Origin of the sequence: Blastomonas aquatica, assembly GCF_014639875.1 — a bacterium.
Taxonomy (GTDB): Bacteria; Pseudomonadota; Alphaproteobacteria; order Sphingomonadales; family Sphingomonadaceae; genus Blastomonas; species Blastomonas aquatica.
In genome coordinates, this window is sequence record NZ_BMGD01000003.1 from 651,454 (window position 1) to 669,909 (window position 18,456).

An 18,456-nucleotide genomic window follows, 5' to 3' on the forward strand; every position below is an offset into this window, starting at 1 on the left:
TCTCCTTACGATTGTGCCAGATGCAAGGGCAGGAGATGGATCCCTGCCTGCGCAGGGAAACGGGGCGTCGGTTGCGGGAGGGGAGAGGCTGGTTTACGCCGCCAGCATGCCTTCGAGCCGTCCGCGAATGATCGTCTCCGCTTCGCTCATGATCCGGTCGATCAGTTCCTTGCAGGTCGGCACGTCGTGGATCAGCCCGGCGACCATGCCGCAGCTCCAGGCGCCGGCGTCCATGTCGCCTTCCATCATAATACGCGGATAGACGCCTGCGACCTGCTCGATGATGTCGGTGAACTGCAGGTCCGCGCCCTTTTCCTTCTCGATCACCAGCAGCTTCTCGACCGCCTCGTTGGTCATCACGCGTTCGGTGTTGCGCAGCGAGCGCATCACCAGCCGGGTGTCGAGTTCAGAGGCCGCGACGATCGCCTGCTTGACGTTCTCGTGCACCGGCGCTTCCTTCGTGGCGATGAAGCGGGTGCCCATGTTGATGCCGTCGGCGCCCATCGCGAGCGATGCGACCAGCGAGCGCGCATCGGCCTGGCCTCCGCTAGCGACGAACGGGATATCGAGTTCATCGGCAGCGCGGGGCAGCAGGATCATGTTGGGCACGTCGTCCTCGCCCGGATGCCCGCCGCATTCGAAGCCATCGACCGACACCGCATCGCAGCCGATCGACTGCGCCTTAAGCGCATGGCGCACGCTGGTGCATTTGTGGATGACCTTGATCCCCGCCTCTTTGAGATAGGGCAGCACCGATTGCGGGTTGTTGCCGGCGGTCTCAACCGCCTTAACGCCGTTCTCAATGATCACGCGGACGTATCCCGGGTAATCGGGCGCGGTCAGCACCGGCAGGAAGGTCAGGTTCACGCCGAACGGCTTGTCGGTCAGCGCCTTGCACTTCTTGATCTCGGCATCGAGGTCTTCGGGCGTCTTCTGGGTGAGCCCGGTGATGATGCCGAGCCCGCCCGCGTTCGAGACGGCGGCGGCGAGCTCGGCAAATCCGACATAGTGCATGCCGCCCTGGATGATCGGGTGCTGGATGCCGAAAAGCTCTGTGATCCGGGTCTTCATGAGGCTCTCTCCTGATTGTTCTGTTTGCGGTATCGGTGCGGGTTCAGACGAACAAGGCCACGCTCTGCATTGCGGCCATCACCGGCTCGAGCCGGCTGTTCCAAACGGTCATGTACTGGCTCGAGGCACCATGGTGCGCGTGATGCGTCACCGATTCGAGCAGCCACCAGCCGTTTTCGGTTTCGGGCGCGTCAGTGAGCATGTTGACCTGCCAGTTCATGCTGCTGATGGGGCCAGCGGCATCCATCAGACCCATCGCTGATGGCGGCAGTCCGTCGCCGATGCACAGCAGTTCGGTCATCGCATCGAGCCCGTCGCGCTCGGCAAAGCGGTGCCAGCTGGCAAGCCTGGGCGTGTTCATTCCGAGCTCGAGCCGCTTTTCGGGATATTCCATCTGCGAGGTGAAGAACTCGGGCGGTCCGCTGCGGGTCGAACCCTCGGCGGGGGGAGGGGCGACATCGGGCCGGTGCACGCCCTCGAAATCGATCTTGCTCTCGCGTTTGCTCATGAAGATGAAGGTACCGATGAAGCCCAGCCCATCGGCATTGCGGATCTTGGTCTCGACAAACGCGGTGTTGCGCCCCCGGCGCTGAAGGTCGCAGCTGATTGTGACCTCATTTGCCAGCGGTCCGACGAACGCCACCTGGGCAGAGCGCAGCGGCGGCGCATCAGGCACCGCCAGCCGGGCGCAATGGTGCGCGAGCGCAGACGAAAGCCCGCCATAGGCGGTTCGGCCCTGCATCCAGTCGGAAGGAATGGTAACGGTCCAGCCATTGTCGGCAGGAACAAGCGAAGCGAGGGTTTCAGCCAAATTCATCGCGCGATTAAGACCAGAGAACGCCGCTCAAATCCACCGCAAAATTCAGCCATGCGCGGGGCGTATGGTCAGAAAGCCCCGGTCTAGCCCAGCCAGGCGATCAGCCCGCCGATGACCGTAGCACCGCCGATCGGCGCGACGAACAGCAACAGCACATTGAGGCCAATCGCCTGCATCAGGCGCTTTTGCTGCTGCGCGTCGAGCTGCACCGGGCGCGGCTTGGGCGTGGGTTCGCGCCGGGGCGGATCGATCGGCGGCCAATCGGGGTCGAAGCGCAGGAACATGTCTTAGGTCGCCCCTTATTGCTGCTGGCCAAGCTCGCGATTGAACCACAAGGCAATCAGCGTCGCTAGCGCGCCCGACAGCAGATAGCCGCCTGCGGCCAACAGACCGTAATTGGCCGAAAGCCACAACGCCACCATCGGCGCAAAGCCGGCGCCGATCAACCAGGCCAGATCGGCGGTCAGTGCCGAGCCGGTGTAACGGTGCTTGAGCGGGAAGAACGACGACAAAGCGCCCGAGGACTGGCCAAACGCCAGCCCGAGCAGGATGAACCCGCCGAACATGAACGCGACTTCGCCAGCGCCGCCCGCATCGAGCAACTGCGGCGCAAATCCGCTGAACGCTGCAATGGCAACCGCCGTACCGGCGAGCACCGTGCGCCGACCGTAGCTGTCTGCGAGCCGGCCCGATGCCAGGATCGCGAACACACCCAGCGCCGCCGCCGCCGCCTCGATCAGCAGGAACCGTGCCGGGGATTCTTCGGTGAACAGGAAGACGTAGCTCAGCGGATAGACCGTCACCATGTGGAACATTGCGAAGCTGGCGAGGGGGGCAAACGCCCCCAGAACGATGATTCGCCATTCGCTGCGGATCGTGCTCAAAACCGGTTCCGGCTGCAGCGTCTGGTTCTTGAACAGCTCGGTATATTCGGGTGTCACGACGATGCGCAGACGGGCAAACAGCGCGACGACGTTGATCGCGAAGGCTACGAAGAACGGATAGCGCCAGCCCCATGCGAGGAAATCCTGCGCGGGCAGCGCCGAGATCAGGAACGCGAACAACAAGCTGGCGACAATCAGGCCGAATGGTGCGCCCAATTGCGGGATCATCGCATACCAGCCGCGCTTGCCCTTGGGCGCATTGAGCGCGAGCAGCGAGGCCAACCCGTCCCATGATCCACCCAACGCGACGCCCTGGCCCATGCGGAACAGCGCCAGCAGCAGCGCCGAACCGATGCCGATCGCGGCGTGGCCAGGTAGAAACGCGATCGCTGCGGTTGATCCGCCCAGCAGGAACAGCGCGATGGTCAGCTTGGCTCCGCGACCATACGCACGGTCAACTGCGGTGAAGATCGCGGTGCCGACGGGCCGGGCGACAAACGCCAGTGCGAAGATCGCGAATGACCACAACGTCCCCTGCAGCGGGTCAAGATACGGGAAGACCAGCTTGGGAAACACCAGCACCGAAGCGATGGCATAGACGAAGAAGTCGAAGAACTCCGATGTGCGGCCGATGACGACGCCGATCGCGATCTCGCCCGGGCCAACCGGATGTCCTTCGGCGTTGATGGCACGCGCATCGCGCTCAGCCTCTGTCGTCGGGACGGGTGTCGTCGCCATATCGCGTTTTCCTTGGTGAGTGCGCACATTTATCGATGATGGTTCTATGCAACTTTGATCCAGATCATTGCATTGGACAAAATGTCCTATGTGCGCAGGGCGGTTGCCCATCTAGATGAAGCGGCATGAAGAGCCCTCATTTGTTCATGCGCGCGCGGCCGATCATGGCCGCCATCTGCCTTCTTCCGTTGCTCAGCGGTTGCGGAATGATCGTGCTCGATCCCGCCGGAGACGTCGCTCGGCAACAGGGTGACCTGGTGGTTATCTCAACTTTGCTGATGCTGATCATCATCGTACCGGTCATGGCGCTGACCTGCTGGTTTGCCTGGAAATACCGCGCGGCTAACACACAGGCGACCTACAAGCCCGACTGGGACCATTCGACCCAGCTCGAACTGCTGATCTGGGCGGTGCCGCTGCTGATCATCATCTGCCTGGGCGCGGTGACGTGGGTGGGGACGCATCTGCTCGACCCCTACCGTCCGCTCGCACGCACCGCACCGGGCCAGCCGGTGGGGGCCGACGTCGAGCCGCTCGAGGTTCAGGTCGTCGCGCTGCACTGGAAGTGGCTGTTCATCTATCCTGAGCAGGGCATTGCCACGGTTAACGAACTCGCCGTCCCCGAAGGCCGCCCGCTCAAGTTCCGCATTTCGTCTTCGTCGGTGATGAACAGCTTTTACGTGCCCGCGATGGCGGGGCAGATCTATGCAATGCCCGGCATGGAAACCAAGCTGCACGCGGTGTTCAACGAAACCGGCAACTATGAAGGTTTCTCTGCCAATTATTCGGGCGCGGGCTTCTCCAACATGCGCTTTGGTGTGCGCTCGATGACACCGACGGGCTTTGAGCGCTGGGCAGCGCAGGCCAAGAATCGCGGCACCACGCTGGATCGCGCCACGTATCTCAAGCTCGAGCGCCCGAGCGAAAAGGAGCCGGTGCGCCGTTATGCGACCGTCGAGACCGGACTGTTCGACCGCGTGGTCAACATGTGCGTCGAACCTGGCAAGATGTGCATGCATGACATGATGGCGATTGACCAGCGCGGCGGCATGGGCCGGGCGGGTCTCTACAACGTCCGCGAGCTTTCTTACGACAAGTTCGCCGCGCGCGGCACCGGAGCGACCGCGAGCGACCGCTACATCGCCGAAAACTGTTCCAATCCCGAGCTGCTCGGAACCAGCCTGGCCCGGGTCGAAGACCAACCCGTCGATCTTGCCCAACTGACCGGCGCAGGCCTTTCACGCCCGCGCAGCGGCCCGTTGGCCGCCAAGAGCCAGACCGACAAGCCTTCCTCCGCGCGACCGGCGCTTACCCCGGTCAGCCTTACGGAACCCGCATCATGACCACCGACGCCGTCGTCTCGACTTCCGCTGCAGAGCCTACGTTTTTGCTGGGCAAGCTTTCCTGGAATGCGCTTCCGCATGACCCCATCGTACTTGCGACGATGGTTGTCGTGATCATCGGCGGCGCAGGACTGTTCGCGCTGGTGACCCGCTACAAATTGTGGGGCTATCTCTGGAAGGAGTGGTTCACCACCGTTGACCACAAGAAGATCGGGATCATGTACATGATCCTGGGACTGGTCATGTTCCTGCGTGGCTTTGCCGATGCGATCATGATGCGGCTGCAGCAGGTGATGGCGTTTGGCGGGTCTGAGGGATACCTCGATTCGCACCATTATGATCAGATCTTCACCGCGCACGGCGTGATCATGATCTTCTTCGTCGCGATGCCTTTCATCACAGGGCTGATGAACTATGTCGTCCCGCTGCAGATTGGCGCGCGCGACGTGTCTTTCCCTTTCCTCAACAATTTCAGCTTCTGGATGACCGCAGCAGGCGCAATGCTGACGATGGCATCGCTGTTCGTCGGCGAGTTCGCCGCGACCGGATGGCTTGCCTATCCGCCCTTGTCGGGAATTTCGTACAGTCCCAGCGTCGGGGTCGACTACTATATCTGGGCGCTGCAGATCGCGGGCGTTGGTACGACATTATCCGGCATCAACCTGATCGTCACAATCCTCAAGATGCGCGCGCCGGGCATGGGCCTGATGAAGATGCCGATCTTCACCTGGACCTCTTTGTGCGCCAACATCCTGATCGTCGCATCCTTCCCGGTCCTCACCGCGGTGCTCAGCCTGCTAACTCTTGACCGCTATGTCGGCACCAACTTCTTCACCAACGATTTTGGTGGGTCGTCGATGATGTACGTCAACCTCATCTGGATCTGGGGCCACCCCGAGGTGTACATCCTCATCCTGCCGCTATTCGGCGTGTTCAGCGAGGTCACCTCGACCTTCTCGGGCAAGAAGCTCTTCGGCTACACCTCGATGGTCTATGCGACGGTCGTGATCACCATCCTGAGCTATGTCGTGTGGCTGCACCACTTCTTCACGATGGGCTCGGGCGCGAGCGTAAACAGCTTCTTCGGCATCACCACGATGGTGATCTCGATTCCCACTGGCGCCAAGCTCTTCAACTGGCTGTTCACGATGTACCGTGGCCGCATCCGTTTTGAACTGCCGATGATGTGGACGGTGGCATTCATGCTCACCTTCACCATCGGCGGTATGACCGGGGTGCTGCTCGCGGTGCCGCCTGCCGACTTCGTGCTGCACAACTCGCTGTTCCTGATCGCGCACTTCCACAACGTGATCATCGGCGGCGTGCTGTTCGGCATCTTTGCGGCGATCAACTACTGGTGGCCCAAGGCGTTCGGCTTCAAGCTCAACCAGTTCTGGGGCAAGGTCAGCTTCTGGTGCTGGGTCCCCGGCTTCTGGGTCGCGTTCGCGCCGCTCTACGTCCTGGGCCTGATGGGTGTGACGCGCCGGATGCGGGTCTTCGATGATCCGTCCTTGCAGATCTGGTTTGCGATCGCCGCCGTGGGTGCGTTCATGATCGCCGCAGGGATCGCCGCGATGCTCATCCAGTTCGCGGTCAGCATCTGGAAGCGCGAGGCGCTCGCCGAAACGACGGGCGACCCGTGGGATGGCCGGACGCTCGAATGGGCGACCAGCTCGCCGCCGCCTGCGTACAACTTCGCCTTTACCCCGCGCATCCATGCACTCGATGCCTGGTACGACATGAAGGGTGCGGGCGTCGAGCATCCTGCAGACGGGTACAAGGACATCCATATGCCGTCCAACACGGGCACCGGCGTGATCCTGGCAGCGATCAGCACGGTGTGCGGTTTCGCCTTGGTGTGGCACATCTGGTGGCTGGCGGGCGCAAGCTTTGCCGCGCTGATCGTCACCGCTATCGCGCACACCTTCAACTACAAGCGCGACTACTACATTCCGGCAGCAGAGGTCGCTTCGACCGAAGCAGCGCGGATACGCCAGCTCGCAAGCGCGGGGGCATAAGACGATGGCCAGCAGGACCATAGCGGCAGGCAGCGACGCGCCGGTCTATTACGAGATCGACGAGCATCCGCACCCTGAGGGGCACAGCACCATGCTGGGCTTCTGGATCTACCTGATGAGCGACTGCCTTATCTTTGCGATTCTGTTTGCCTGCTACGCGGTGCTCGGCGGCAACTTCGCCGCAGGACCGGGCCCGCGCGATTTGTTCGACCTCAACCTGATCGCGCTCAACACCGCGATGTTGCTGTTCTCGTCGATCACCTATGGCTTTGCGATGATCGCGATGCAGGGCAAGAACGTGCGGCATACGCAGATGTGGCTCGCGGTCACCGGGCTGTTCGGCGCGGCGTTCCTTGCGATCGAGATCTATGAGTTCGCGCACCTGATCCATATCGGCGCGACACCGCAGCGCAGCGCGTTCCTTTCGGCCTTCTTCACGCTCGTCGGCACGCACGGGCTGCACGTTACCTTCGGGTTGATCTGGCTGGTGACGCTGATCGTCCAGCTCGGTCGTCATGGCCTTAACCCCGCCAACCAGCGCCGTGTTGCCTGCCTCAGCCTCTTCTGGCATTTTCTGGATGTTATCTGGATCGGCGTGTTCACCTTTGTCTATCTGATGGGAATGCTGACATGAGCGCCTCCACCACCGCCGAGGATCCGGCCCTGCACGCTGATACGTCCAACCATGCCGATGATCATCACCACGGCATCGAGATCCCGCACGCCAGCATGCGCGATTATGTCACCGGCTTCGTCCTTTCGGTCATCCTCACCGCCATCCCGTTTGCGTTGGTCATGACCGGCGCGCTCCCCGCGCAGGTAACAGCGGTAGTGATCATGGGCTTCGCGGTGGTGCAGATCATCGTCCACATGGTTTATTTCCTTCACATGAGCCCCAAGGCTGAGGGTGGCTGGACACTCACCTCGCTGATTTTCACGCTGATCGTGGTTGTCATCATGCTGTCGGGGTCGGTTTGGGTGATGAGCAACCTCAATGCCAACATGATGCCCCAGGCGCATCTGGAGAGCCAGATCCCGTGACTTCCCAGCGGCCAGCGGCACGGCCCGTTACTCGGGCCATGCTGGCATCGATGCTGCTGGTGCTGGCATTCGCAGGAGCCGGTCTGGGCATCTGGCAGGTGGAACGGCTGGCTTGGAAGCACGCGCTGATCGTTGCGGTCGAGACCCGCAGTACCGCGTCCCCCGTCGCCGCGCCCGGGCCGGGAAACTGGACCGGCTTGTCTGCAGAGCGCGATGCCTATCGCCGTGTCACCGTCACCGGCACCTTTGTGCATGATCGCGAGGCATTGGTTCAGGCGGTGACCGATCTGGGCGGCGGTTACTGGGTGCTGACTCCGCTAAAAGCGCAAGGGTTCACGGTGCTGGTCAACCGCGGCTTCGTGCCATCGGCAAAGCGGTCCATGGCCAGCCGCCCTGCGGGCAATGGCAATGGCCCCGTCACGGTAACCGGATTGCTGCGGATCACCGAGCCCGAAGGCGGATTCCTGCGCAGCAACGACCCCCAGGCCGACAGATGGTATTCGCGCGATGTCGAAGCGATCGCGGAGGCACGCGGGTTGGATCAGGTCGCGCCCTATTTCATCGATGCCGACGCAACCCCCAACCCAGGCGGATACCCTGTCGGCGGGCTGACCGTGGTGCGGTTCTCGGACAATCACCTGGTCTACGCGCTGACCTGGTTTGCGCTGGCGATTGGCTGCGTGTGGGGCGCAAACATGGTATGGCGTCGGGGATGATTCCTGCTTCCGCTCCAGAAGTTACCGATGCTGTCCGCCGCAACATGGCGCTGCTCATCCAGCTGAGGTGGCTCGCCGTCGGCGGCCAGTTGCTGACCATCCTGGTGGTGCACGGGATGATGGAGATCCCTCTGCCATTGGCGCCGTTGCTGGCGGCGCTGCTGCTTTTAGTGCTGATCAATCTGGGTACGCTGTACATGCTCAAGGGTCATGACACGGGGCTGGAATATGCGCTGTTTGCCGCCTTGCTGTTCGATATCGCCGCGCTCACTTGGCAGCTGCATTTCACCGGGGGTCTCGCCAATCCGTTCGCCGCGCTGTTTTTGCTACAGGTGGTGATCGGCGCGATGTTGCTGCGCCCGTCGGCGTCGTGGACGATGGTTGCTGCGACCTTGTGCGCGCTTGCGATCCTGGCGGCCGATTCGGTCCCGCTTGCGTTACCGCCGGGTCTGCAGGACGACGAGTTCAGCCTGTACCTGCAGGGCAGCTTCGTGTGCTTCGCGCTGATCGCGGTGCTGTTGGTCGCCTTTGTTACCCGCATCGCGCGAAACCTGCGCGAACGCGATTCGGCGCTCGCCTCGATCCGCCAGCGCGCGGCGGAAGAGGACCATATCGTGCGCATGGGGCTGCTCGCTTCGGGCGCTGCGCACGAACTTGGCACCCCGCTCGCGACGCTCTCTGTGCTCGTCAACGATTTCCGCGCGATGCCCGAACTGAAGGCGATGAAGGACCTCGACGCCGACCTTTCCGACATGGAAACCGCGGTGCATCGCTGCAAGACGATCGTGAGTGGCATTTTAATGTCCGCAGGCGAAGCGCGCGGCGAAGCGCCCGAGCGGACCACGATGCGCGCGTTCCTCACCGGCATCGCCGACGAGTGGCGCGAGGCGCGGGGCCTTGGCGTGCTCGAATTTCACGACCGGTTCGGTGCGGATATCGCGATCGTGTCGGATCCCGCCCTGCGACAGGTGATCGGCAACGTTATCGACAATGCGATCGACGTATCGCCAGACTGGGTAAGGCTGGAGGCGGCGCGCGAGGGGGACACTCTGGCACTGAGCATTGTCGATCACGGTCCGGGGTTTCCGGACGAGATCCTGGAAGGACTTGGCAAGCCCTACCGCTCGACCAAGGGCCGTCCCGGTGGTGGTTTGGGCCTGTTTCTGCTGGTCAACGTCCTGCGCAAGCTGGGTGGGGAGGTGCGGGCAGGCAACCGCGAAGGTGGCGGGGCAAGGGTGACCATGCTGCTGCCGCTGGCTGCGATAGCCTATCCTGCAGGAGAAAAGGCATGAGCGATGATCGCCAACTGCTGATCGTCGAGGACGATGAAACCTTTGCCCGAACGCTTCGCCGGTCGTTCGAGCGGCGCGGCTACACCGTCGAATCGGCGGCGAGCCATGATGGACTCCAGGTGCTGCTGGCGGGCGGATTGGTGCCGACCCATGCCGTGCTCGATCTCAAGCTATCGGGCAGCGTTTCCGGGCTCGCGTGTGTGCAGGCGGTGCGCGCTGCAGCGCCGGACGCACGGATCGTGGTGCTGACCGGCTTTGCCAGCATCGCCACCGCGGTCGAGGCGATCAAGCTGGGCGCCGACCACTATCTTGCCAAGCCATCGAACACCGACGATATCGAGGCGGCCTTTGCCCGCACGCAGGGCGATGCCGGCGCCTCGGTCGATGCGCGCCAGTCGTCGATCAAGACCGTGGAGTGGGAGCATATCCACCAGACATTGGTCGATACCGACTTCAACGTCTCGGAAACCGCGAGGCGGCTGGGAATGCACCGGCGCACGCTGGCCCGCAAGCTCGAGAAGCGCCAGCTCAAATAAGCCGAACCTTGGGCGTGTTTAAGCGGCACCGACCATAAAAAAACCCGCCGACCTTGCGGTCCGGCGGGTTTTTAATGGTGGGCGTAGCAAGGATTGAACTTGCGACCCCTGCGATGTCAACACAGTGCTCTACCACTGAGCTATACGCCCACTCGGTGGATTTTCTGCCGCTGCGTTGGCGGCGGCAAGGGCGGTCCATTACAAAGAGCCTGCGCTGGACGCAAGCGGTATTTGAAGCAAATCAGCGCAGGCGACGTCAGAGGCTCTGCGCAAAGGTGCCCCGCGCAAAAACCCGGTCCACCTCGAGCACCAAGTCTTTGAGGTGGAAAGGCTTCGACAACACCCGTGCGCTGGGCGCTGCCTGTTCGGCTTTGAGCGTTACCGCTGCAAACCCGGTGATGAACATGACCTTGGTGGTGGGCGAAACCCGGCCGCAATGCTGGGCCAGTTCGATCCCATCCATCTCGGGCATGACGATGTCGGTCAGCAGCAGGTCGAACTGGTCCTCCTGAAGCAGCGGCAACGCAGCGGTGCCGCGATCCACAGCGACGACCGAATAATCGGCCTTTTCCAGCGCACGTTGAAGATAGGCGCGCATCGCCGGATCGTCCTCTGCCAGCAATATGCGCAACATCGCTTTATCCCTTCGTCCGCCTCGAGCCCCGGTGTATGACCGATGCGGTTAAGATTTTCCAGCGTGCTGTAGACCATTTCCGCCGCTGCCCCGAAGTTGGACATGCGACAGCAGACTGGTAAACGGTCAGGGTCCCGTCGTTGCCCGGCGTTCAGCGGCTTTGACAGGCGCGCGCGTTTGCCGCATGGCTGGTGCCTATGGATATGAGATCCGCCGACCAAGCCCGCACACTGCGGCTGTTCAGCCTGACGGGTCTGGCAGAAGCACGACTGCCGGTGCTGGTGGCGGTGCCACATGCGGGGCGCGACTACCCCGATGAAGTTATCGTCAACTCCCGGGTTGCGCTCCAGGTGCTGCAGAAGCTCGAGGATCGCCATGTCGATATGCTGGCGAGCGGTGCAGTGGCATCGGGTTGCGCCACGCTGGTTGCCCATGCTGCCCGGGCCTGGATCGATCTCAATCGCGCGCCGGGGGAAATCGACCCGCAGATGGTCATCGATGCGCCACGCACGGCTTTCGCGCAACCGAGCGCGAAGGTGAGGGGTGGGCTGGGCCTCGTCCCGCGCCGTCTGGCCGAACATGGCGATCTTTGGCGCAGATCCTGGAGCCGGGAGTCAATCGCCGCGCGGATTTCGCAATTGCATGATCCCTATCACCAGGCGTTGTCCGATGCGCTGGCCGTGTTGCGGGCAAGGTTCGGCTGTGCCTTGCTGATCGATCTTCATTCGATGCCACCGTTGCAGCCCGAAGGTGCAGGCCCTCCACCGCGATTCGTGGTGGGAGATCGCTATGGCCGGTCCGCAGGTGCCAGGCTTTGCGATCTGACAATGCGGACGCTGGGGCAACGCGGATACGATGTGGCGCTCAATCATCCTTATGCCGGGGGCTATGTGCTCGAGCGCCACGGCCGTCCGGCACGCGATATCCACGCGCTGCAGCTCGAGGTGGATCGCAGCCTGTATCTCGATGCTGCTCTCGACCTGCCAGGGCAGGGAATCGTGGCAGTCCGCGAGACCGTGGCACAGCTTATTGAAACATTGGCCGACGACTTGCTCCGCGGAGTCGGCAACATCGCTATCGCTGCGGAATAGCCCAGCGCGCAAGCCTGCAACAAAGAACCGCCTCGTGACGGATCACGAGGCGGCCAAGGTTCAGGGAGGAGGTGCACAAGTGCACCTGTCGAGACGCAAAAGGGGGGGAAGCGTCCCGACAATTTCAATTTAGGATAGAATGCCCCGCGATTCAATGGTTGTGGCAGGAAAAATTCTCGGTCCGATAATTAACTTGCTAATGCGATTAAGTCGCAATAATCTCCTTGGGGCGGCACAGTCGGGTGTCGTAAGCGGTGAGAAGGATGCAATATGGGCTACGCGTGGCAGGACCTAATCGACCGTCCGGCTGAACTTGGGTCGGCAACGTTGTTCGAGGCCCGGTTGGTGGTTTCGCTCAGGATCGCGATCTTTGCCCACAAGACAGGCGCTGATCCGGCGCCGCATGTCGCGGCACGTCTGGGGAGCGTGGCTTTGTCCAATCAGCTGTCGCTGGTCCTTGAAGCCATGGGTCAGGCATGGCCCGAGCCGTTCAGCGTATCGCGCCCGTGTTGTGGTCGGATGTCGCCCGATGAGGCGATGTTCGTTGGCATGCTGCGCAGCGCAATGCGAGGAAACCGCGCTGCGTTCGACCGGCAGACCCGCGAGATGATCGCCGAGGACGCCAGGACGCTGATCTATAACCTGATGTGGCAGATCGGCAAAATGGTTCCCGCCGCGCCAGACGACCGGGTTCAACATCGTCACAGTCAATAAAGCCGGGTTTGTGCAGACGGCAGCGCTCAGCTATCCTCGCCGACATACGCGCGGATAAACTCTGCGATGGCGTGAAACCCGTCGCTGAAGGCAGCGCCGCTGCGCCAGACAGCGGCGATCGATCGCCGGGCGTTCCATCCGGCTATATCGAGCTTTGCGACCACTTCGGCGCTGTGCGTCTCGGAGGCCATGTAGCGTTCAGGCAGAAGCGCCAGACCGATGCCCGAACCGACCATCTGGCGGATGCTGTCGAGGCTCGTTCCTTCATAATCGTGCAGGATGTGCGCGCCCAGCTGGTCGCAGATATCGCGCGTCTGCCGATGATAATGGTGCCGCCTGTCCAGCGTCAGGAACCCTGCACCCTTCAGCGCGGGCGGCGGGATGCCCTTCTGCCCGGCGAGCGGATGGTCCGGAGGCGCGATGACGAACAACCGTTCGCTGAACAGCGGCTCGACCACGATGCCGCTGGCATCGACCGGCATCGGTGCCAGCATCATGTCGAGCGCACCGCGCATCACCTCACGGACCTGATCGTCGGGAATGCCTTCGCGGATATGCAGCCGTAGATCGGGCTGCTGGCGGTGCAGCCCTGCGACGATCGCGGGCATCAGATATGGGCCCAGTGTCGGCGTGATCCCGAAGCGCAGCGTACCGCCGATGCCCTTGCCGGCGCGGCGGGCCAGATCGGACAGATCGCGCACCTGGACCAGAATTTCACGCGCCCGCGCGGCGATGTCCCGGCCCAAAGGTGTCAGCTGTACATCCTGGCCACTGCGGTCGATCAACGACGCATCGAGGCGTGCCTCCAGCGTGCGCAACTGCTGGCTCAACGTCGGCTGCGAGACATGCACCGCAAAGGCGGCGCGGCCGAAATGGCGGTGATCGTCGAGCGCGACGAGATACTGCAATTGGCGAAGGCTCGGCATGGCATGGTCCTGTTTGGCGATAGACAATACCTATCGAGATGGGGCGAGTCTTTCAAATGGTAACAATGATACCTTGTGCCATATTCGCATCATGCCAAGCAGATGGAACGGTCCGTCCCCGAACCGCTCTTGTCCTACCTGCTTGATAGATTCCGCGGCTTGAACGGACACCCCAAGGCTGCGGACAGGGTGGCGCATCGGTCCGCCGAGGTCGCAGCTTGAGCCTCCGGTGCGTCACCCGACTATCTTGTTCGCGATCGTGCGACCCGGGGCCCGCGATCTGCACATGGATCGCTGATCGCAGCTACGCGTCTTCACAATACCCACCATGTCAGGGTTGAAGCATCTCTTCAAACTCATCGCCCAGCTGCAGCGAATCAAGGTCTGCGGCCACCGCGACGAGATCCGCCCGCGCCTGCGCCAAGCGAAACTCGGCATCGAACCTGCGGATCGCGGCATTGGCGGCGGCGTCTTCACGCAAGTTGACCAGGAAGAAGTCGCTCGCGCCTGCCTGAAACAGCCTGCGTTCACCGGCAGCTAACGTTTCCGCTTGAACCTCTTCGTCGCGCGCCAGCACCGCGAGCCGTTCGGCAGCGGTGAGGTTGGTCGAGAGCTGCTCGATCTCGGTGATGATCTGCTCCTCGCTCTGGCGACGGCGCCATTCAAGCGCGGTGATACCGGCTTCAGCCGCAGCCACCTGACCCCTTGCAGCGCGGTTCTGGAGCGGCATCGAGAAGGTGAAGCCGACGATGGTTTCGAACGGATCACGCGATGGGCCGCCCAACCCCACCTGGCCAAAGTCCTTGCCCGCTTCGGCAAAAAGCCTGAGCGAGGGCAGCAGACGGTTGCGCTCAAGCTCAAGCCGTGTCTCGCCCTGCTCGAGTTGCTGTTCGATCAGCTTGATATCCGGGCGTCGCGCCAGCACTGCGGCCGGATCGGTCGCGCGTGCCGCAGGGATCATCGGCAGGTTGGCTGGCAGCTCGGCCGGTGTCGCCACCTGTGGACGGCCGTTGGTGTCTCGCCAGAACAACGAGAGGCGCTGCGCGGCGTTGGCCAGATCGCGCTCGGCAGCCACCAGCAGCGACTGGCGGCGCAGCAGGTTCTGTTCGTTTTCGGTCAGCAGGATCGCTGCGCGTGCGCCCAGTTGCACCTGACGGCGAATGCCAACCTGGCGATCTTGGGCAAGGGCCACCAGCGCGCGGTAGACCTGCACCTGCTGGCCGGCGGCAACCCACTGGCCATAGGCCTGGATCGCGCGTTGCTGAACACCGATGGCGATGATCAGCGCGTCCAGACCGACAATGTCTCGCTCGATCAGCGCATTACGCTGGCCGAACCGGCGATCGTCGATATAGCGATCGCGCAGCAGCGCGAACACGCCCCGCACCTTGAGTTCGCCCAGCTGGTTGGTGAAGCTGTAATCCTCATAAATCGGAAAATCGCCGCGGGATACGCGGTAGCTTGCTTCAAGCTGGCCGCCATTGTTGGTCAACGGCTGAATCGCTTTGCCCTGCAGATAGGTGCCGTCATAAAAACCGGTGACCCGCGAAAAGCCTTCGCCAGTGAACAACAGGTCGAATGCACCTTCGCTGGCCAGAACGCGGCCATCGGCCGCGCGGGTATTGGCCAGCGCCTCAAGAATGGCGGGTGCAAACCGGCGGGACGAGGCGAGGACCTCATCCAGCTGCAGCGCTTGTCCGACGCGGGCTTGATCGGTTTCCGGCGACGCAGACGGAGTCTGTGCCATAAGCGGCGTCGAAATCAGGCTCAATGCCAGCGCCGTCAACCCGGTCTTCAAGATGATGCGGCGCATCACTGTGCCGCCGTCGATCCGGTGGCGTTGCCGGATGGAACGCCTGCCCGTGTCTGGTTTTCCTGCATAAGTGCCGGGTTCTGCAGCGGGAAGTCGTTCAGTTGACGCCACAGTTCAAAGCCGACCGAAACCTCTTCCATCGCAATCCAGCCACGCACATTGGCACCAAGGCGAACATAGGGTTCGCCGGGCCAGCGAGCCTTGCCCTTGGCTTCGCGTACCAGCACTCGAAACAACCCGTTGGTCGAAGCGGCAAGGTCGACCTGTTGGACCTCGCCGTCGAACAGACCGACTGCGGCCGATGGCCATCCGGAAAACTGGATGGCAGGCCAGCCCTCGAATTCGAGCCGTACTCGCTGATCTGGCCTGATCAAGGGCGCATCGCGGCCATCGACATAGATCTCGACGACGCGGCGCGCCTCTGTCGGGGCGAAGGTGGCTAGCACGTCGCCCATCGACACCAAAGTGGCCCTGTCGCCGCCATTGATCCGCTGGATCACGCCGTTACGCGGCGCGCGCACCAGTTGCAGCGATTGCCGCGCCAGATTGATGTCGATCTGAGTCATCGCCGCGCGGGCTTCGGCGACCCTCGCCTCCATTTCGGCTACCCTGATCCGTGCCTGCTCGGCCTCGCGCTGCGAGGCCAGCCCTTCGCGGAACAGCGTACTCGTGCGGCCGACATCGAGCCGCGCGGTGCCCAGCGCGCTCTCGGCCGCAGCCGCCCTGGCCTCGGCCAGGCTGCGTTCGGCACTCAGGCGCTGCAGCAGCAGGGGATCGGTGTCGGTGATCTGGACGATCGGATCGCCTTCCTTGACGATCGATCCATCCTGAACATACCATTTTTCGATCCGACCGGGCACCAACGCGGTGACATTCTGCAGCCGGTCCTGCGGATTGATCGCAATCACCTGGCCAGCGCCACTCGATGTCTGAACCCAGGGCACGTAGATCATGAAGACGACCGAGACCGCGATGCCGATAATCACCATCGCGGCGATGGCGCGCAGGGGGCGGGGAGGGTTTAACCGTGCCAGCGTGTGGAAGCGCGATAATGCCCGATCACGCGATGCCATTGCGCGCCTCCGTGCCCATTCCGGCCGCCAATTGTGCAAACTCTATCGGATTGTCGATGATCCTCTGGCTTTCCTTGCCCAGCCACAGGTATTGGCATGCGTCCTGCGGTTCAGGGCGATAGGTGAACTGGATGACGGTCGATCCTGAATCGCGCATCGCATTCCTGACCTCCGCCAGAATGCCGATATCAACCATATCGAACAGTCCGGTGAGAATGAGGATCCGCGGGCACTTCAGCATCGCGCCGGCGAGTTTGAGGCGGAGCGCTTCCGAATAGGAAAGTGGCCAACCGCTGGTCGAAAGCTGAGTATCCATCCCATCGGGAAGCGCCATCACCCGATCATCCAGCCGCACCAGGGCCAGCGCGCGCAAGACGTCTGCCGAAGTGACGTCCGGCCCGGCCAGCCGAAGATAATCACGGATGCTTGCCTCGACGATCGTCGGCCTGTCGAGCACAATGATCTCGCTGCGCAGCCGGAACATGTCGATCATCGTGATGTCCTGGCCACCCAGGGTCACCATGCCGGTGGCAGGCGAGATATAACGCTTCATGGCATGGGTGAACAAACGTTGCACGTCATGCGACTGCGCTTGGGCGATGAGCTGGGTACCGGCGGCAATGGCGATGTCGAGAGTGATGCCAGGCGCGGTCGCAGGGTGCGTCACTGTGCGCAGGACCAGGTCGCTGCCGGTGATGGTGTCTTCCCCTTCCACCGCTTCTTCTTCCTGCTCGATATGGTGGATCATGCCGATCTCTTCGCATGCGGCGATCAGATCATAGGTCACCTCGAGATAAGTACCCATCTGGCCAAGGCCGAAGAAAGCGGCGGACAGGATCAGTTCTGCCGCCACCAGCTGCCCGATCGAAAGCTCGCCCTGAATGACCAGCCAGCCGCCGAGCGCGAGCAGTCCGGCGCTGGCGAACGCATAGAGCAACAGAAAGGCTACAGTTTGCGACATGGTGTAGCGGAAATGCCTAGCCTTGGCGTTGACATAGGCCGCCGACACGTCTTCGGATCGGTCGAGAGCATAATCGACGTGACGACCCGATTTGTAGAAGCCGTTGGATGCGCCGACATTTTCGAGCCAGCTCGCCGTGGCGTATTTGGCGTGGCTCAGCGCGATGCCGGAGCGGATTGCGCCGCGTGTCCAGATCAGCAGGATCATCAACGCAAAGCCGATAACGATCAGGTTGAAGGCGAGGAAAAACGGGTGGTAGAATGCAGTCACCGTAAAGCCGACCGCAGACTGCAGGATAATCGTAAAGCCGCCGATCAGGAGGCTGGGCAATGCTTTCTGCACGGTATTGACGTCGAAATAGCGGTTGAACAGGTCCTGCCGCTTGCTGTCCTCGAAGAACGGGTTGCGGGCATGGATCGAGCGCAGAGTGATTTCGGCTACCTGCCGCGCAAAGAAGCGCCGTGCGAACAGCTCCATGGTATAGATCCGCAACGCCGAAAGCAGCGCGGCGATCAGCAGCAATCCAAGCAGCGTACCGGCCAGTGTGACCAGCGGCGTCAACAGCGCGGTATTGGCGACCGAATTGATCAGCATCTGCACGGAAATCGGGGTCGCAAGCGACAGCACCGATACGGCGACGCCATAAACCAGCGCCAGCCACATGTAGCTGCGCTCACTTCTCAAAAGACTTATCATCCAGCGCACCGCCTGGCGTGCGCCCATGATTTGCCCAGATTCTGCTGCCATTAACTTGCCTGCCCGTATTTCCAAGGTCGCCCACCGCGAAA

General features: G+C 62.3%; 18 protein-coding genes and 1 tRNA gene. 9 read left to right on the plus strand and 10 right to left on the minus strand.

Features of this window, described 5'->3' with window-relative positions; all coding sequences use genetic code 11:
- Positions 1–93: 93 nt before the first annotated feature.
- From IEW00_RS10965 to IEW00_RS10980, 4 genes are all read right to left on the minus strand, one after another.
- Positions 94–1,071, minus strand: coding sequence for an NAD(P)H-dependent flavin oxidoreductase (locus tag IEW00_RS10965; protein WP_188514407.1), 978 nt, complete (start codon positions 1,069–1,071; stop codon positions 94–96).
- 43 nt (positions 1,072–1,114) lie between these two features.
- Positions 1,115–1,882, minus strand: coding sequence for a thioesterase family protein (locus tag IEW00_RS10970; RefSeq protein WP_188514408.1), 768 nt, complete (start codon positions 1,880–1,882; stop codon positions 1,115–1,117).
- A gap of 89 nt (positions 1,883–1,971) precedes the next feature.
- Positions 1,972–2,172 (minus strand): hypothetical protein, encoded by a 201-nt coding sequence (locus tag IEW00_RS10975; RefSeq protein ID WP_188514409.1) that lies wholly within the window; start codon positions 2,170–2,172, stop codon positions 1,972–1,974.
- A 15-nt stretch (positions 2,173–2,187) separates the two neighbouring features.
- The gene (locus tag IEW00_RS10980; protein ID WP_188514410.1) at positions 2,188–3,510 is read right to left on the minus strand and encodes an MFS transporter; all 1,323 of its coding nucleotides are present in this window, start codon (positions 3,508–3,510) and stop codon (positions 2,188–2,190) included.
- 125 nt (positions 3,511–3,635) lie between these two features.
- Here IEW00_RS10980 and cyoA point away from each other — a divergent pair, with 125 nt between their 5' ends.
- From cyoA to IEW00_RS11015, 7 genes are read left to right on the plus strand one after another with little or no spacing between them, the layout of a single operon-like run.
- Positions 3,636–4,853, plus strand: a complete 1,218-nt coding sequence (gene cyoA / locus IEW00_RS10985; RefSeq protein ID WP_188514411.1) for a ubiquinol oxidase subunit II — start codon at positions 3,636–3,638, stop codon at positions 4,851–4,853.
- The gene (cyoB, locus tag IEW00_RS10990) at positions 4,850–6,871 is read left to right on the plus strand and encodes a cytochrome o ubiquinol oxidase subunit I (protein ID WP_188514412.1); all 2,022 of its coding nucleotides are present in this window, start codon (positions 4,850–4,852) and stop codon (positions 6,869–6,871) included. Before cyoA ends, cyoB begins: the two co-directional genes overlap by 4 nt.
- A gap of 4 nt (positions 6,872–6,875) precedes the next feature.
- A complete protein-coding gene (cyoC, locus tag IEW00_RS10995) occupies positions 6,876–7,505 on the plus strand; it encodes a cytochrome o ubiquinol oxidase subunit III (protein ID WP_188514413.1) in 630 nt (209 codons plus the stop codon).
- Positions 7,502–7,912, plus strand: coding sequence for a cytochrome o ubiquinol oxidase subunit IV (cyoD, locus tag IEW00_RS11000; protein WP_188514414.1), 411 nt, complete (start codon positions 7,502–7,504; stop codon positions 7,910–7,912). The genes cyoC and cyoD overlap by 4 nt, the downstream gene beginning before the upstream one ends.
- Before the next feature lie 38 nt (positions 7,913–7,950).
- Entirely contained in the window at positions 7,951–8,628 is a 678-nt protein-coding gene (locus IEW00_RS11005; protein WP_188514415.1) for an SURF1 family protein, read from the plus strand.
- Entirely contained in the window at positions 8,625–9,920 is a 1,296-nt protein-coding gene (locus tag IEW00_RS11010; RefSeq protein WP_229736978.1) for an ATP-binding protein, read from the plus strand. Before IEW00_RS11005 ends, IEW00_RS11010 begins: the two co-directional genes overlap by 4 nt.
- Complete coding sequence (locus tag IEW00_RS11015; protein ID WP_188514417.1) at positions 9,917–10,456, plus strand: response regulator transcription factor; 540 nt, start codon at positions 9,917–9,919, stop codon at positions 10,454–10,456. The genes IEW00_RS11010 and IEW00_RS11015 overlap by 4 nt, the downstream gene beginning before the upstream one ends.
- A 75-nt stretch (positions 10,457–10,531) precedes the next feature.
- On the opposite strand, the gene IEW00_RS11020 is transcribed toward IEW00_RS11015, so the two are convergent.
- Positions 10,532–10,606: transfer RNA gene (locus tag IEW00_RS11020), tRNA-Val, on the minus strand.
- A gap of 106 nt (positions 10,607–10,712) precedes the next feature.
- On the minus strand, positions 10,713–11,090 hold the full coding sequence (gene cpdR, locus IEW00_RS11025) for a cell cycle two-component system response regulator CpdR (protein WP_188514418.1): 378 nt from the start codon (positions 11,088–11,090) through the stop codon (positions 10,713–10,715).
- Positions 11,091–11,287: 197 nt separating this feature from the next.
- Here cpdR and IEW00_RS11030 point away from each other — a divergent pair, with 197 nt between their 5' ends.
- Together IEW00_RS11030 and IEW00_RS11035 are read left to right on the plus strand one after the other, a co-directional pair.
- On the plus strand, positions 11,288–12,181 hold the full coding sequence (locus tag IEW00_RS11030) for an N-formylglutamate amidohydrolase (protein WP_229736979.1): 894 nt from the start codon (positions 11,288–11,290) through the stop codon (positions 12,179–12,181).
- 270 nt (positions 12,182–12,451) lie between these two features.
- On the plus strand, positions 12,452–12,895 hold the full coding sequence (locus IEW00_RS11035) for a hypothetical protein (RefSeq protein ID WP_188514419.1): 444 nt from the start codon (positions 12,452–12,454) through the stop codon (positions 12,893–12,895).
- A gap of 26 nt (positions 12,896–12,921) precedes the next feature.
- Here the strand turns inward: IEW00_RS11035 and IEW00_RS11040 are convergent, their stop codons facing one another.
- The 4 genes from IEW00_RS11040 to IEW00_RS11055 all read right to left on the minus strand — a co-directional run bounded on the left by IEW00_RS11040 (position 12,922) and on the right by IEW00_RS11055 (position 18,415).
- Positions 12,922–13,821, minus strand: a complete 900-nt coding sequence (locus IEW00_RS11040; protein ID WP_229736980.1) for a hydrogen peroxide-inducible genes activator — start codon at positions 13,819–13,821, stop codon at positions 12,922–12,924.
- A gap of 331 nt (positions 13,822–14,152) precedes the next feature.
- On the minus strand, positions 14,153–15,634 hold the full coding sequence (locus tag IEW00_RS11045) for a TolC family protein (protein WP_188514420.1): 1,482 nt from the start codon (positions 15,632–15,634) through the stop codon (positions 14,153–14,155).
- Complete coding sequence (locus tag IEW00_RS11050) at positions 15,634–16,707, minus strand: HlyD family secretion protein (protein ID WP_188514421.1); 1,074 nt, start codon at positions 16,705–16,707, stop codon at positions 15,634–15,636. Before IEW00_RS11050 ends, IEW00_RS11045 begins: the two co-directional genes overlap by 1 nt.
- Positions 16,694–18,415, minus strand: a complete 1,722-nt coding sequence (locus tag IEW00_RS11055; RefSeq protein ID WP_229736981.1) for an ABC transporter ATP-binding protein — start codon at positions 18,413–18,415, stop codon at positions 16,694–16,696. The genes IEW00_RS11050 and IEW00_RS11055 overlap by 14 nt, the downstream gene beginning before the upstream one ends.
- Positions 18,416–18,456: the final 41 nt, after the last annotated feature.

What these genes read in the sequence shown, in the direction of transcription:
- cyoD (WP_188514414.1), top strand. Translation starts at nt 7,502, where the DNA reads ATGAGCGCCTCCACCACCGCCGAGGATCCGGCCCTGCACGCTGATACG.
- cyoA (WP_188514411.1), top strand. Translation starts at nt 3,636, where the DNA reads ATGAAGAGCCCTCATTTGTTCATGCGCGCGCGGCCGATCATGGCCGCC.
- IEW00_RS11015 (WP_188514417.1), top strand. Translation starts at nt 9,917, where the DNA reads ATGAGCGATGATCGCCAACTGCTGATCGTCGAGGACGATGAAACCTTT.
- IEW00_RS11010 (WP_229736978.1), top strand. Translation starts at nt 8,625, where the DNA reads ATGATTCCTGCTTCCGCTCCAGAAGTTACCGATGCTGTCCGCCGCAAC.
- cyoC (WP_188514413.1), top strand. Translation starts at nt 6,876, where the DNA reads ATGGCCAGCAGGACCATAGCGGCAGGCAGCGACGCGCCGGTCTATTAC.
- IEW00_RS11005 (WP_188514415.1), top strand. Translation starts at nt 7,951, where the DNA reads ATGCTGGCATCGATGCTGCTGGTGCTGGCATTCGCAGGAGCCGGTCTG.
- IEW00_RS10965 (WP_188514407.1), bottom strand. Translation starts at nt 1,071, where the DNA reads ATGAAGACCCGGATCACAGAGCTTTTCGGCATCCAGCACCCGATCATC.
- IEW00_RS11055 (WP_229736981.1), bottom strand. Translation starts at nt 18,415, where the DNA reads ATGGCAGCAGAATCTGGGCAAATCATGGGCGCACGCCAGGCGGTGCGC.
- IEW00_RS10975 (WP_188514409.1), bottom strand. Translation starts at nt 2,172, where the DNA reads ATGTTCCTGCGCTTCGACCCCGATTGGCCGCCGATCGATCCGCCCCGG.
- cyoB (WP_188514412.1), top strand. Translation starts at nt 4,850, where the DNA reads ATGACCACCGACGCCGTCGTCTCGACTTCCGCTGCAGAGCCTACGTTT.
- IEW00_RS11040 (WP_229736980.1), bottom strand. Translation starts at nt 13,821, where the DNA reads ATGCCGAGCCTTCGCCAATTGCAGTATCTCGTCGCGCTCGACGATCAC.
- IEW00_RS10980 (WP_188514410.1), bottom strand. Translation starts at nt 3,510, where the DNA reads ATGGCGACGACACCCGTCCCGACGACAGAGGCTGAGCGCGATGCGCGT.
- cpdR (WP_188514418.1), bottom strand. Translation starts at nt 11,090, where the DNA reads ATGTTGCGCATATTGCTGGCAGAGGACGATCCGGCGATGCGCGCCTAT.
- IEW00_RS11050 (WP_188514421.1), bottom strand. Translation starts at nt 16,707, where the DNA reads ATGGCATCGCGTGATCGGGCATTATCGCGCTTCCACACGCTGGCACGG.
- IEW00_RS11030 (WP_229736979.1), top strand. Translation starts at nt 11,288, where the DNA reads ATGGATATGAGATCCGCCGACCAAGCCCGCACACTGCGGCTGTTCAGC.
- IEW00_RS11045 (WP_188514420.1), bottom strand. Translation starts at nt 15,634, where the DNA reads ATGCGCCGCATCATCTTGAAGACCGGGTTGACGGCGCTGGCATTGAGC.
- IEW00_RS11035 (WP_188514419.1), top strand. Translation starts at nt 12,452, where the DNA reads ATGGGCTACGCGTGGCAGGACCTAATCGACCGTCCGGCTGAACTTGGG.